This is a genomic window from Mycolicibacterium obuense (genome assembly GCF_055397605.1).
Genome location: NZ_AP043663.1, coordinates 4,888,395 through 4,901,180 on the forward strand (window position 1 = coordinate 4,888,395; position 12,786 = coordinate 4,901,180).

The 12,786-nt window shown below is 69.6% G+C and carries 13 protein-coding genes; 1 reads left to right on the forward strand and 12 read right to left on the reverse strand.

Annotated elements, in window-relative coordinates; translation table 11 throughout:
• Positions 1-205: 205 nt before the first annotated feature.
• The 12 genes from lsr2 to ftsH all read right to left on the reverse strand — a co-directional run bounded on the left by lsr2 (position 206) and on the right by ftsH (position 11,545).
• Positions 206-547: a histone-like nucleoid-structuring protein Lsr2 gene (gene lsr2 / locus ACZ50N_RS23515; protein ID WP_046362846.1), complete on the reverse strand. Its 342-nt coding sequence runs from the start codon at positions 545-547 to the stop codon at positions 206-208.
• A 95-nt stretch (positions 548-642) separates the two neighbouring features.
• Positions 643-2,130 carry a lysine--tRNA ligase gene (lysS, locus tag ACZ50N_RS23520; protein WP_464475698.1) on the reverse strand — a complete coding sequence of 496 codons (1,488 nt, stop codon included), beginning with the start codon at positions 2,128-2,130 and terminating at the stop codon, positions 643-645.
• Positions 2,131-2,233: 103 nt separating this feature from the next.
• Entirely contained in the window at positions 2,234-3,049 is an 816-nt protein-coding gene (locus ACZ50N_RS23525) for a type III pantothenate kinase (RefSeq protein ID WP_464473883.1), read from the reverse strand.
• Complete coding sequence (gene panC, locus ACZ50N_RS23530) at positions 3,050-3,991, reverse strand: pantoate--beta-alanine ligase (RefSeq protein ID WP_464475699.1); 942 nt, start codon at positions 3,989-3,991, stop codon at positions 3,050-3,052.
• A 2-nt stretch (positions 3,992-3,993) separates the two neighbouring features.
• Positions 3,994-4,932 (reverse strand): Rossmann-like and DUF2520 domain-containing protein, encoded by a 939-nt coding sequence (locus tag ACZ50N_RS23535; protein WP_464473884.1) that lies wholly within the window; start codon positions 4,930-4,932, stop codon positions 3,994-3,996.
• An 84-nt stretch (positions 4,933-5,016) separates the two neighbouring features.
• Positions 5,017-6,231: a DUF6779 domain-containing protein gene (locus tag ACZ50N_RS23540; RefSeq protein WP_464473885.1), complete on the reverse strand. Its 1,215-nt coding sequence runs from the start codon at positions 6,229-6,231 to the stop codon at positions 5,017-5,019.
• 76 nt (positions 6,232-6,307) lie between these two features.
• Positions 6,308-6,784 carry a DUF3180 domain-containing protein gene (locus ACZ50N_RS23545; RefSeq protein WP_046366116.1) on the reverse strand — a complete coding sequence of 159 codons (477 nt, stop codon included), beginning with the start codon at positions 6,782-6,784 and terminating at the stop codon, positions 6,308-6,310.
• Positions 6,784-7,308 carry a 2-amino-4-hydroxy-6-hydroxymethyldihydropteridine diphosphokinase gene (folK, locus tag ACZ50N_RS23550; protein WP_464473886.1) on the reverse strand — a complete coding sequence of 175 codons (525 nt, stop codon included), beginning with the start codon at positions 7,306-7,308 and terminating at the stop codon, positions 6,784-6,786. The genes ACZ50N_RS23545 and folK overlap by 1 nt, the downstream gene beginning before the upstream one ends.
• Positions 7,305-7,715, reverse strand: coding sequence for a dihydroneopterin aldolase (gene folB / locus ACZ50N_RS23555; RefSeq protein ID WP_464473887.1), 411 nt, complete (start codon positions 7,713-7,715; stop codon positions 7,305-7,307). The genes folK and folB overlap by 4 nt, the downstream gene beginning before the upstream one ends.
• Complete coding sequence (gene folP, locus ACZ50N_RS23560; RefSeq protein ID WP_048421931.1) at positions 7,708-8,553, reverse strand: dihydropteroate synthase; 846 nt, start codon at positions 8,551-8,553, stop codon at positions 7,708-7,710. Before folP ends, folB begins: the two co-directional genes overlap by 8 nt.
• Positions 8,554-8,597: 44 nt before the next feature.
• Complete coding sequence (gene folE, locus ACZ50N_RS23565) at positions 8,598-9,206, reverse strand: GTP cyclohydrolase I FolE (RefSeq protein ID WP_048421892.1); 609 nt, start codon at positions 9,204-9,206, stop codon at positions 8,598-8,600.
• Between the two features lie 14 nt (positions 9,207-9,220).
• Positions 9,221-11,545, reverse strand: coding sequence for an ATP-dependent zinc metalloprotease FtsH (ftsH, locus tag ACZ50N_RS23570; protein ID WP_046366112.1), 2,325 nt, complete (start codon positions 11,543-11,545; stop codon positions 9,221-9,223).
• Between the two features lie 233 nt (positions 11,546-11,778).
• Between ftsH and ACZ50N_RS23575 the strand changes: the two genes are divergently transcribed.
• The gene (locus tag ACZ50N_RS23575) at positions 11,779-12,732 is read left to right on the forward strand and encodes an alpha/beta fold hydrolase (RefSeq protein ID WP_464475700.1); all 954 of its coding nucleotides are present in this window, start codon (positions 11,779-11,781) and stop codon (positions 12,730-12,732) included.
• Positions 12,733-12,786: the final 54 nt, after the last annotated feature.

Consider the following 12,786-nt stretch of genomic DNA (forward strand, 5'->3'; position numbering starts at 1 on the left):
TGCCCCGCCTGTCGGCCCGTTCCCGGTCGGTTCCGGGGTCTGTTCTCCATGGGCTGAACGGCGGGTGACGGCCTGACGCTGTCCAGTGCAACGCCGCGGCGGGCGGAATCGTTTCGAGCGAGCAGGGTCGGCGGCTTCGCCGACAGCGAACGAACCGGCCGGGATGGCCTGGCAACGGCCCGCGCGGTTGCCGCCCAGGTTGCTGCTAGGTGGCCTCGTGGAACGCGTCGATGACGTCGGCCGGGATGCGACCCCGGGTGGACACGTTGTGGCCGTTGCGGCGCGCCCATTCCCTGATCGCGGCACTCTGCTCGCGGTCGATGGCGGCGCGGCCCCGGCCGGTGGCGGCCGCTCGGCCGCGGCGACGGCCACCGACCCGACGGCCCGCTTCGGCCCACTTGTTCACATCATTGCGGAGTTTGGCGGCGTTCTTGGCCGACAAATCGATCTCGTAAGTCACTCCGTCGAGACCGAATTCGACGGTCTCGTCAGCGGCGCCTTCACCGTCGAAATCATCGACAAGAGTGACGGTGACCTTTTTCGCCATGGCCCAATGCCCTTCTCTGCCCCGCAACTCGTCTGACCCCGAACCCCGGCATCAATGTGCCATAAATGCGCTTTTCATTCAACAACGCACAGATGCTATGTGTGGCGCCGAACAATGGGGAACAAAACTGTGTCGCGAATGGACAACCCGGTCAGCGCCATCAACAAGCGATCCACGCCCATTCCCGTTCCCGTCGTCGGGGGCATTCCGTACTCCAGCGCGGCGAGAAAATCCTCGTCGAGCAGCATGGCTTCGTCATCGCCCGCGGCGGCCGCCCGGGCCTGGGCCTCGAATCGCTCGCGCTGGATGACCGGGTCGATCAATTCGGAGTATCCGGTGGCCAACTCGATATGCCGCACGTAGAGATCCCATTTCTCGGTGACTCCCTCGATGCTGCGGTGCGCGCGGGTCAACGGAGTGGTCTCCACCGGGAAATCGCGGACAAAAGTGGGCGCCCACAACGTGTTACCGACCACGTGCTCCCACAGTTCCTCGACCAATTTCCCGTGTCCGTAACCACGGTCGCGCGGAATTTCCACACCGAGCCGGTCGGCGATCTGCCACAATTGTTGCGCACTGGTGGCGGGCGTGATCTCTTCACCGAGGCCCTCCGACAATGAGGGATACATCGCAATCGAGTCCCATTCACCGTCGAGGTCATAGATGCTGCCGTCCGGCAATGTCACCTGCCGTGTACCTATCGCCTCGTCGGCGACTTCTTGAATGAGTTCCCGCGTGACGGTCGCAGAATCGTCATAAGTCCCGTACGCCTGATATGTCTCGAGCATCGCGAACTCGGGAGAATGCGTGGAATCGGCGCCTTCGTTTCGGAACACCCGATTCAACTCGAAAACCTTGTCCAATCCGCCCACCACACACCGTTTGAGAAAAAGCTCCGGCGCAATCCGTAGATACAGATCGGAATCGAGGGCGTTGGAGTGTGTGACGAACGGCCGCGCGGCGGCGCCACCGGCCAGAGTCTGCAGAATCGGCGTCTCCACTTCCAGGAAGCCGCGCCGCTCCAGCGCCGAGCGCACGGCGCGCACGACCGCGACCCGCTGCCGGGCGACGGTGCGGGCCTCCGGACGCACGATCAGGTCCACGTACCGCTGCCGGACCCGCGATTCCTCGCTCATCTCCTTGTGGGCCACCGGCAACGGGCGCAGTGACTTGGAGGCGATTTGCCACGAGTCCGCCAGCACAGACAACTCTCCGCGCCGCGAACTGATCACCTCACCATGGACGAACACGATGTCGCCAAGGTCGACGTCGGCCTTCCACGCGTCGAGGGATTCCTGCCCGACCTGGTTCAGGCTGATCATCGCCTGCAGCTGGGTGCCGTCGCCGTCCTGCAGCGTCGCGAAGCACAACTTGCCGGAGTTGCGGGCGAAGATGACCCGACCCGACACCCCGACGAACTCACCCGTCGTCTCGTCGGCGGCCAGCTCGGGGAAGGCGGCGCGCACCTCGGCGAGGCTGTGCGTGCGGGGGACCTCGACGGGATAGGGCTCCCGGCCCTCGTCGAGCAGCTTCTGACGCTTCGCCTGACGGATCCGGAACTGCTCGGGGATGTCCCCCGACATGTCACTGGAAATGTCACGGTCGGAGTCGGCGCTGCCGGATTCGTCGGTCACGACGTGCCAGCTTAAATGACCAGCCCAGCAGGTCCGAAGTCGCTCACAGCTGCTAGCGGGCGCCCTTGGGCTTGCTGCGCTGGCCGTCGCGGTTGCGCTCGAACACCAGGCGCAGCCCGTCGAGCGTCAGATGACGGTCGTAGTGCTGCACGGTCGCGAGATCGGCGAGCACCAGCGGCGCGCCGTGTCCGGTCGCGACCACCGCGACGTCGTCACCGCCGAAGCCGTCGACGTCCGAGCGCACCCGGCTGACCAGACCGTCGACCAGACCGGCGAACCCGAACACCGCGCCCGCCTGCATGCATTCGACGGTGTTCTTGCCGATCACCGACCGCGGCCGGGTCAGCTCCACCCGGCGCAACGCCGCCGAGCGGGCGGCCGCCGCGTCAGAGGACACCTGCACACCGGGGGCGATCGCGCCGCCCAGGAACTCGCCCTTGGCCGACACCACATCCACGCAGATCGACGACCCGAAATCGACCACGATCGCGGCGGTACCGAATTTCTGATATGCCGCAAGGCAATTGACGATCCGGTCGGCGCCCACCTCTTTGGGATTGTCGACCAGTAGCGGGATACCGGTGCGCACCCCGGGTTCGATCAGCACATGAGGCACCGCAGGCCAGTACTGCTCCAGCATCACGCGGACCTCGTGCAGCACCGACGGCACCGTGGACAGGCCCGCTGCGCCGGTGAGCCGCTCGGCGTCGTCGCCGATCAGACCGTCGATGGTGAGCGCGAGTTCGTCGGCGGTCACCTCGGATTCGGTGCGAATACGCCAGTGCGACACCACCTTCGCGTGATCGCCGACCCCCGAGATCAACCCGACGACGGTGTGGGTGTTACGAACGTCGATGACGAGCAGCACTCAGTTTCTCCAAGGCAGTTCGTGGCTCTCACCACTCGGGGTGCGCGGATGACCGTCGATGCCGGCGCCGGCGCCGACGTCGATCGCGATGTTGTCGAGCAACCGGGTGGTGCCGAGCCGGGCTGCCACCAGCATTCGCGCCGGCCCCTCGACGGGTGCGGGGCCCAGCATCGGGTCGCGCACCTCGAGGTAGTCGACCTCCAGCGCGGGCACCTCGTCGAGAACGGCCCGGGCCGCATCCAGCGCGGCGGGCACCCCGGTAGCCGCGGCGTACATGCCGGCCAGCAGCGCGGCCGAGAGCGCGCCGGCCTGCTCCCGCTGGACGGCATCGAGATAGCGGTTGCGCGACGACATGGCCAGCCCGTCAGATTCCCGCACGATCGGCACCCCCTGGATCTGCACGCCCAGATCGAGGTCGGTGACCATCTGCCGGATCAGCGTCAGTTGCTGATAGTCCTTCTCGCCGAAGTACGCCCGGTCAGGCCGAACGATGTTGAACAACTTGGCGACGACGGTCAGGACACCGGCGAAATGTGTTGTCCGCGCGGCACCTTCGAGTTCAGCGCCGAGCGGTCCCGGCACCACGGTGGTGCGCCGGCCCTGCGGGTACATGTCGGCAGCCGTCGGGGTGTAGGCGATCTCCACACCTTCGGCGCGCAGCGCGTCGAGATCGTCGGCCAGCGTGCGGGGATAGGCGTCGAGGTCCTCACCGGCGCCGAACTGCAAGGGGTTGACGAAGATCGACACCACGACCACCGCGCCCGGCACTCGCTTGGCGGTGCGGATCAGCGTCAGATGGCCTTCGTGCAGCGCCCCCATCGTGGGGACGAGCATGACGCGGCGCCCGGTGGTCCGCAGCGCGCGGGTCACGTCGGACACCTCCTGCGGGCGGGCATAGACGTTAAGTTCGCCCGCCGCGAATTTCAGTTTCCCGGTGTGCATCGTCACTCGGCCTCCGCCAGTACGTCGAAGACGGCGCGGGGTGCGTCCGCGCGCTGCGCCGTCCGGTGGGAATTCGTTCGATATGCCTGCGCCAGAGCAGGATTGACCTCTTCGAAGGCGTGCACGTGGCCGGCCACCGCGGTGGCGTCCCCGCGGGCCACCGGTCCCGTCAGCGCACGCTGACCCGTCCGCAATGCGTTGTCCACCGACGCCCGCACCAACGGACCCATGATCCGTTCGGCCAGCCCTCCCGGGGCGTCCGCCACGATGTCCTGGCCGAGCAGCTCCTGACCGGACAGCGCAGCCCGCAACGCCTCCAGTGCATCGAGCACGACGGTGACGACGTGATTGCTGCCGTGCGCGAGCGCCGCGTGATACAGCGTGCGGGCGTCTTCACGCACCCGGAACGGCTCACCGCCCACTTCCAGAACCAGCGACTGGGCGATCGCATAACCGATCTCGTCGGCGGCGGTGATCCCGAAACAGGTGCCGCGCAACCGATCCACGTCCTCGTCGGTGCCGGCGAACGTCATCGCCGGATGGATCGCCATCGTGATGCAGCCGCGCTCGGCCAGTGGCGCCAGGATGCCGATACCGTTGGCCCCGGACGTGTGCGCGACGATCGTGTTGGGCCGCACCGCGCCGGTGGCCGCGAGCCCGGCGACGAGCTCGGCCAGCGCAGCATCGGGAACGGCCAGCAGAAGCAACTCGGCGCGCGCGGCGACCTCGTCGACCGCCAGCACCGGGGTGTCCGGCAGCCAGCGGGCCGCCCGCGCCCGGGACGCGCGCGACACCGCGCTGCACCCGGCGACCACGTGCTCGGCCCGTTCCAGCGCCGCACCCAGCGCGGCCCCCACTTTGCCCGCCGACACGACGCCGACGGTCAGCCGAGCGGGGCGGAGTCCGTCGTGAGGAGCCCCACCGATCGGGGGCTGGACCATCGCCACCATCGCCCTCGCTGATTCTCTGTCGGTCCGGTCCCGCGAGCGGGTACCGGTCGCGCACAGCCTAACCCAGCGAGAAAATCAGTCCTCGCGGCGGCGGCGCCCGCCACCACCCGACGGGCTCGCCTGCAACCGAGCCAGCAGTTCGGCCACCGACTGACCACCGGTGTGCGCGCCGCCGTCCACGTCGTCGGGCGCGGCGGGGGTCTCCTCGGCGGGCGGCTCCGGCTCCGGCGCCGGCTCCGACGCCGACGAGTGCTTGCCCCGGGGCGCCTCGGTCGTCTCCGGAGCGCGTCGCCGGCCCACGTACTCGGACTCGGCGTCACGCTCCGGCTCCGGGGTCGGCTCAGGCTCCGGGCGTTGCGGCGGAGGGGTCGGCCGCGGCGACGGCGGTGGCGCGGACCAGTGCGAACCAGGTTGGCCCGCAGGGATGAAACGGCCTTCGGCAGGTGCGGGCTGCCAGGAACCCGCCGAGCTGCGAATGTCGGCCGGGCGAGGCGGTGGCGGCGGGCTCTGCGGTGCTGTCTGAGGTGGCAACCACGGCACCTGCGGAGGAGTGTGAGGGGTCGCAGGCGCGGGTGTCGGAGTCCACGGCCCGGTCGGCGCCCCGGCGCGCCGGTGCGCACCACCTGCCGGCTCGGCCGGCTCGCGCACCTGAGGCCAGCTGTCGTCCGGGTGGGGCTCGGCGGGCACGTCGATGATCGGGCTCTCCTCGGTGTCCGGGGCGTGCTCGTCGCGCTCGATCGCCATGGCGGCGCGGCGGGCGTCGGCGTCCTCGGTGTCGATGCGGCTGCTGCTGACCCGTCCAGCCGAGGGCAGCGACGGCGCCTCGGCCCGATCGCGCTCCAGCGCCGGGCGCTCCGACAGGTCGGCGTCGAACAGGTACTCCAGGTTCGCCCGCAGCGCGGCCAACTCGGCGCGTAGCGCAGCCACCTCGTCGGCCGACTGGGCCTTCAGTTCGCTCGCCAATTCGCGGCGCAGATGGCTCTCGACAGTCAGCTCGTACTCGCGGCGCGCCGAGATCTCACGCTCCAGTTGCAGGTCGTACACCAGCTTCAGATCCCGCACCTTGGCCTGGTCGCTGTCACTCTGCCTGCGGTAGATCACCGATACGAACGCCGCGACCACCGCCGCCCACAGCGCGAGGATCACAGCAAGCTTGAGCAACTCGACGCGATCGGTGAAAACCAGGGCAGAACTGGCCGCAATGGCCAGCACCAGCAACGCCGACATCAAGATCCAGCCGGGCCGCCGACCGCCCCGACGCATCCTGGCGCCGCGGGTCGGATCGGTCATGGGGCGACTGTACCCGCCACAGGTCGTCACGCGTGTCGACCCTTGCGGCGATTCGGTCACGAAGCCGCGCGGCCCCTCAGCCGGTCGCCGGATCGGCGTCGGGCGGGGTGTCCTCGGGGGACCGGCAGCAATGCTGCAGCCACAGCGCCGCCGCGACCAGCGCGAGCGCACAGAGCGCCGCGACGACAGTTCCGGGACTGTCGGCGGCGGCCACCCGCAATGCGTCGCGGCGGGGCAGCACGTACGCCGCCACGGCCACCCACCACCCCAGCACGACCGCGCCCATCCACGCCGCCGCCTTGGCGATCACCACAGAGCGGGCCACCGCCAGCGGATGCAGCCGCCCGCGACCCACTCCGATCTCGCCGTCGCGCACGCGCGCCCGCACGTAGAAGCCCCAGCCCGCGAGGGCGACCGCGACGCCGAGCAGCGATATGCCGGTCCACACCGTGATCGGCGGGAAATACCGGTAGGTGGCCCGCACCAGCAGATAACCCAGCACCGCGGCCGCGACGGCCCCGGCGACGAGGTCGCGGGCACGAGTCAGCCCCATCAGCGCGCGACCCGCGGCGTCAAGCTGTGGTCGGTGAGGTGCACGCCGGCACGCTCGGCCGGGTCGAGGGAGGCCAGCAGCTCCGCCACGGGGGTCGGCCTGCCCTGCACCGTCAGCGTGGCCGACGGGGCGACGGCGAGCCAGGGGACGAGGACGAACGCGCGAGCGTGCGCGTAGCGGTGCGGCAGTGTCAGCACGTCGTCGTCGACCGTGACCTCCCGGCCGCCGTCGCGCACCTCCACCAGATCGACGTCGAGTGTCCTTGGCCCCCAATGCTGTTCGCGCACACGCTGGGCTGCAGCCTCCATCTCGTGGGCGCGGTGCAGCCACTCGTGCGGCCCGTGCGCGGCGTCGGCCAGCACGACGGCATTGAGGAAGGCACCCTGCTCGACGCCGCCCCACGCCGCGGTCTCGTAGACCGGCGACACCGCGGTGACCGCATCGCCGAGCCCGTCGAGCACCGACTGCAGGTGCGCCATCCGGTCTCCGAGGTTGGACCCGATGGACAGCACCACCGAGGTCATCGCGGCTCCGCCGCGCGACGGGCGGGCGGCTCCGCCGCGCGTCCGCCCCGGCGTGAGCGGCGTGCGACCACCGCGACGTCGGCGAAATCCAGCGGGATCGGCGCGGCCGGCTTGTGCACGACCACCTCGACCGCGTGTACGCGCTCGTCGCCCATGACGTCCTCGGCGATATCACCGGCCACGGTCTCGATCAGCTGCCGTGGTGGGCCCGCCACGATGTCGGCGGCCCGCTGCGCGAGCGCACCGTAGTCGAGGGTGTCGGCGAGGTCGTCGCTGGCCGCGGCGTCGGCCAGGTCGATCCACACCGTGATGTCCACGACGAAGTCCTGCCCGTCCCGGCGCTCGTGCTCGAAGACCCCGTGGTTGCCGCGAACCCGCAAGCCGCGCAACTCGATTCGATCAGCCATGCCGCTCTGCTCCCTGCTCCGCCGATTGCCCCGCAGACTGCCCCGCCGACTTCCAGGCCGACGCCACCGCGAGCGCGTCGCACGACGCGCGCACGTCGTGCACCCGCACCCCCCACGCCCCGTGCCAGCCGGCCAGCGCCGAGATCGCCGCGGTCGCGGTCTCCCGGCCGCCCGGCGGCCGCGGCGTCCCGTCCGCGTCAGCAAGCAGTGTCCCCAGGAACCGTTTGCGCGACGCTCCGACCAGGATCGGGACACCGGTGGCGACGAACTCCGGCAGCGCCGCCAGCAGTGCCCAGTTGTGCTCGGCCGTCTTCGCGAAACCGAGCCCGGGATCGAGGATCAACCGGTCGGGAGCCACCCCGGCCGCCACGGCGGCGTCCACGCCGGCCATCAGCTCGTCGCGCACCTCGGCCACGACGTCGCGGTAGATCGGCGCCTCGTGTGGCCGCTCACTGTCCACCGAGCGCCAGTGCATCAGCACCCACGGCACCCCCGCCTCGGCGACCACCCGCACCATGTCCGGGTCCGCTCGGCCGCCGGAGACGTCGTTGACGATGCGGGCCCCGTTCTCCAATGCCGCGGCGGCCACCCCGGCGTGCATCGTGTCGATGCTGACGGTGATGCCGTGGGCGGCGAGTTCGGCGACGACCGGGAGAATCCGCGCGGTCTCGACCGCCGGGTCGACGCGGGTGGCACCGGGACGGGTGGATTCGCCGCCGACGTCGACGATCGCGGCGCCCTGGGCGACCAGCTCGATACCGTGCGCGACCGCACGGTCCCGATCAAGGAACAATCCACCGTCGGAGAACGAGTCGTCGGTGACGTTGACGACCCCCATCACGGCCACGCCGGCCGGTGCGGAGGACGCGAGGTCGGCGGCTGTCACTTCCGCAGGATCAGGTCCAGAGCTTCAGCGCGGGAGGCCGTGTTGGTCTTGAACACCCCGCGTACCGCCGAGGTCGTGGTGCGGGCCCCGGGCTTGCGGATACCGCGCATCGCCATGCACAGGTGCTCGGCCTCGATCACCACGATCGCCCCGCGCGGATCCAGCTTGCGCATCAGGGCGTCGGCCACCTGGCACGTCAGCCGCTCCTGCACCTGAGGCCGTTTGGCGTACAGATCGACGACGCGGGCCAGCTTGGACAGACCCGTCACCCGGCCGTCCTTGCCCGGGATGTAGCCGACGTGCGCGACACCGTGAAAGGACACCAGGTGGTGCTCGCACGTCGAGTACATCGGGATGTCCTTGACCAGCACGAGCTCGTCGTGCTGCTCGTCGAACGTCGTGTTGAGCACGTCGTCGGGATCGGTGTAGAGGCCGGCGAACATCTCCCGGTAGGCGCGCGCCACGCGGGCCGGGGTGTCGAGAAGGCCGTGCCGATCCGGATCCTCACCGACGGCGAGCAGCAGCTCGCGCACGGCGGCCTCCGCGCGCGCCTGATCGAATTCCGGGGTGGTGAGCGTGGCCGAAATCTCCTGCGACCGCGTCATCGAGGTCTCCTCCGTTATCCGTTGCCCGACGGGGTGCCGCGTCCGTTGTCCCCGCGCCCATGCTCCTGGTCCTGACCACGATCGTGGTCCGGCGGCGCGGGCTGCGGGTACTGCTGCTGATACGGCGGATAGTACGGCGGCTGGGGCCCGGGCGGTGGGCCCTGATAACCCGACGGCGGGTACCAGTAACCCGGCTGCGGTTGCTGCTGAGGAGCACCCTGCTGCTGCGGCGGAGGCGGCCAACCGGGGGCATGCCAGCCTGCCGGGGCGCCGTAGTCAGGCTGGGTCTGGCCGCCATGCGCACCGTTCGCGCCGTTGGTGCCGTTTCCTCCGTTGCGGTGGGCCGCCTCGGCGGCGGCCTTGGACGCCTGAGCGATCGCGGTCTTGAACGCGGGCTCCGGCACCGGCTTGGGCCACGGCTCACCACGCTCGATGGCGAGCTCGCCCGGGGTCTTGATCGGCGGCTTGTCCGAGGGCACGCGGCCACCAAAGTCGTCGAACATCGTCAACCGCGGGCGCTTCTTCACGTCACCGAAGATCTGCTCCAGCTCCTTGCGGTGCAGCGTCTCCTTCTCCAGGAGCTCACCGGCCAGTACATCGAGCACGTCGCGGTACTCGGTGAGGATCTCCCACGCCTCGGTGTGGGCGGCCTCGATGAGCTTGCGGATCTCGTCGTCGATGATCTGGGCGACCTCGTGGCTGTAGTCGGCCTGGTTGCCCATGGTGCGCCCGAGGAACGGGTCGCCGTGCTCACTGCCGTAACGCACCGCGCCCAGCTTGGAGCTCATGCCGTATTCGGTAACCATCGCGCGGGCGATCTTGGTCGCCTGGTCGATGTCCGAGGACGCGCCGGTGGTGGGCTCGCGGAACACGAGCTCCTCGGCCGCGCGTCCGCCCATCGCGAACACCAGACGCGCGATCATCTCCGAGCGGGTCATCAGACCCTTGTCGTCCTCGGGTACGGCCATCGCGTGGCCGCCCGTGCGGCCGCGGGCCAGGATCGTCACCTTGTAGATGGGCTCGATGTCCGGCATCGCCCATGCCGCCAACGTGTGGCCGCCTTCGTGGTAGGCGGTGATCTTCTTCTCGTGCTCGCTGATCAGGCGGCTCTTGCGGCGCGGTCCGCCGACCACCCGGTCGACGGCCTCTTCCAGCGCCGGACCGGTGATGACGGTGCCGTTCTCGCGGGCGGTCAGCAGTGCGGCCTCGTTGATGACGTTGGCCAGGTCGGCGCCGGACATACCGACGGTCCGCTTGGCCAGCCCCTCGAGGTCGGCGTCGGGGGCGATCGGCTTGCCCTGCGAGTGCACCTTCAGCACGGCGCGGCGGCCGGCCAGATCGGGGCTGGATACCGGGATCTGGCGGTCGAAGCGGCCGGGCCGCAGCAGCGCCGGATCGAGGATGTCGGGCCGGTTGGTCGCGGCGATCAGGATGACGCCCTGGCGGTCGCCGAAGCCGTCCATCTCGACGAGCAGCTGATTCAGCGTCTGCTCGCGCTCGTCGTGCCCGCCGCCCAGGCCGGCGCCGCGCTGGCGGCCGACCGCGTCGATCTCGTCGACGAAGATGATGCACGGGCTGTTCTGCTTGGCCTGCTCGAACAGATCACGCACGCGAGAGGCGCCGACGCCGACGAACATCTCGACGAAGTCAGAGCCGGAGATCGTGAAGAACGGCACCCCGGCCTCGCCGGCCACGGCGCGGGCGAGCAGCGTCTTACCGGTGCCGGGTGGGCCGTAGAGCAGCACGCCCTTGGGGATCTTGGCGCCGAGCGCCTGATAGCGGCTCGGGTTCTGCAGGAAGTCCTTGATCTCGTAGAGCTCCTCGACCGCCTCGTCGACGCCGGCGACGTCGGCGAACGTGGTCTTGGGCATGTCCTTGGACAGCTGCTTGGCGCGCGACTTACCGAAGCCGAACCCCATCCGGCCGCCCGTCTGCATGCGGGAGAACAGCACGAACAGGCCGACCAGCAACAGCAGCGGCAGCATGTAGATCAGCAGCGAGCCCAGCACGCTGGACTGATTGACCACGGTGTTGGTCTTGACGTTCTTGCCCTGCAGCGCCTCGAACAGCGTCACGCCGTACCCGGTCGGGTACTTGGTGATGATCTTGTCGCTGTTCTCGGTGTCGCCGTTGCCGTCTTTGAGTTCCAGCCGCAGCTGTTGCTCGCGGTCGTCGATCTGCGCGCTGGTCACGTTGCCGCTGGTGATCTGCGACATCGCCACCGACGTGTCGACGGGCTTGTAGCCGCGGGTGTCGTCGCTGAAGTAGAAGAAGGACCACCCCAGCAACAGGACCACGGCGATCACCGTGAGCGTGCGGATCACATTTTTACGGTTCATGCATCGGTCCGGTTCATCGATGTGTGCGGCCTGGGTGAGAGAACCCCGGCCAAAATCCTTCCACTAACGCGCAGCTGGAAACCTCAAGGCTACCGCTAGACCAACGTTCGGCGGCCTCTGGAGTTCCCCGGGACTCCGGACGCCACCGCGCTACGTGGGTGCCGCGCCGCGAGAGTGCTCCTATCGTCGCGATTCCGTGGTTGGGACGACGATGGGAGCACTTTCGCGCGAAGCTGGACGCCGTGCGCACGCGAGGAGTCCGGACCAACGGGGTGACGCTGCAGGTGACCGAGGCCGGGGAGCCGGGCGCACCCGTCGTCGTCCTCCTGCACGGGTTTCCCGAGCTGGCCCACTCATGGCGACACCAGGTGCGGGCACTGGCCGAGGCGGGCTTTCACGTCTTTGCCCCTGACCAGCGGGGATACGGGGACTCGGACAAGCCTGCCGAGGTCGGGGCCTACGCGGTGGACGCGCTGGTCGGCGATGTCGTGGGCCTGCTCGATGCAGCCGGTGCCGAGCAGGCGGCGGTGGTCGGGCACGACTTCGGCGCAGTGGTGGCGTGGGCGGCGCCGCTGCTGGCGCCCGACCGGTTCCGCGCGGTGGCCGGCGTGAGCCTGCCCCCGGTGCCGCGCCCTCGGGTGCCGACCACGCAGGCGTTCCGGAAACTGTTCGGCGACCACTTCTTCTACATTCTCTACTTCCAGGAGCCGGGTCCCGCCGACGACGAGCTCGACCGCGATCCGGCGACCACGCTGCGCACACTGTTCGCGACACCGCCCGCCGGAGACGAGGCTGCCGCTCTGCGGATGCTCGCCCCGGGCCCGGCCGGGTTCCTCGACCGCATCGGCGATCCGGGCACTCTGCCGGACTGGATCTCCCCCGAAGACTTCGGCGTCTACGTCGCGGCGTTCACCCGAGGCGGGTTCACGGCGCCGCTGAACTGGTACCGCTGTTTCGACCGCAACTGGGAGCTCACCGCAGACCCTCCGGCGGCCACGATCAGCGTGCCGGCACTGTTCATCGGCGGCACCGCCGACGCAACCCTGGCCTACACCCCGCGGCACCGCGCCAGCGAACTGGTCAGCGGACCCTACCGGGAGGTGCTGCTCGAGGGTGCCGGGCATTGGCTGACCGAGGAGCGGCCGGAGGAGCTGAGTCGATTGTTGATCGAGTTCCTCGCGGTTTGAGGTGTGATTCGGACCATTCCCGGGTACGTTTGCTGCGGGTTGGGGCGGCATGCG

Excerpts from the sequence above, each read along its gene's own strand:
- lsr2 (WP_046362846.1), bottom strand. The coding sequence starts at position 547 with ATGGCGAAAAAGGTCACCGTCACTCTTGTCGATGATTTCGACGGTGAA.
- lysS (WP_464475698.1), bottom strand. The coding sequence starts at position 2,130 with ATGTCGGGGGACATCCCCGAGCAGTTCCGGATCCGTCAGGCGAAGCGT.
- panC (WP_464475699.1), bottom strand. The coding sequence starts at position 3,991 with ATGCACACCGGGAAACTGAAATTCGCGGCGGGCGAACTTAACGTCTAT.
- ACZ50N_RS23535 (WP_464473884.1), bottom strand. The coding sequence starts at position 4,932 with ATGGTCCAGCCCCCGATCGGTGGGGCTCCTCACGACGGACTCCGCCCC.
- ACZ50N_RS23540 (WP_464473885.1), bottom strand. The coding sequence starts at position 6,231 with ATGACCGATCCGACCCGCGGCGCCAGGATGCGTCGGGGCGGTCGGCGG.
- ACZ50N_RS23545 (WP_046366116.1), bottom strand. The coding sequence starts at position 6,784 with ATGGGGCTGACTCGTGCCCGCGACCTCGTCGCCGGGGCCGTCGCGGCC.
- folK (WP_464473886.1), bottom strand. The coding sequence starts at position 7,308 with ATGACCTCGGTGGTGCTGTCCATCGGGTCCAACCTCGGAGACCGGATG.
- folB (WP_464473887.1), bottom strand. The coding sequence starts at position 7,715 with ATGGCTGATCGAATCGAGTTGCGCGGCTTGCGGGTTCGCGGCAACCAC.
- folP (WP_048421931.1), bottom strand. The coding sequence starts at position 8,553 with ATGGGGGTCGTCAACGTCACCGACGACTCGTTCTCCGACGGTGGATTG.
- folE (WP_048421892.1), bottom strand. The coding sequence starts at position 9,206 with ATGACGCGGTCGCAGGAGATTTCGGCCACGCTCACCACCCCGGAATTC.
- ftsH (WP_046366112.1), bottom strand. The coding sequence starts at position 11,545 with ATGAACCGTAAAAATGTGATCCGCACGCTCACGGTGATCGCCGTGGTC.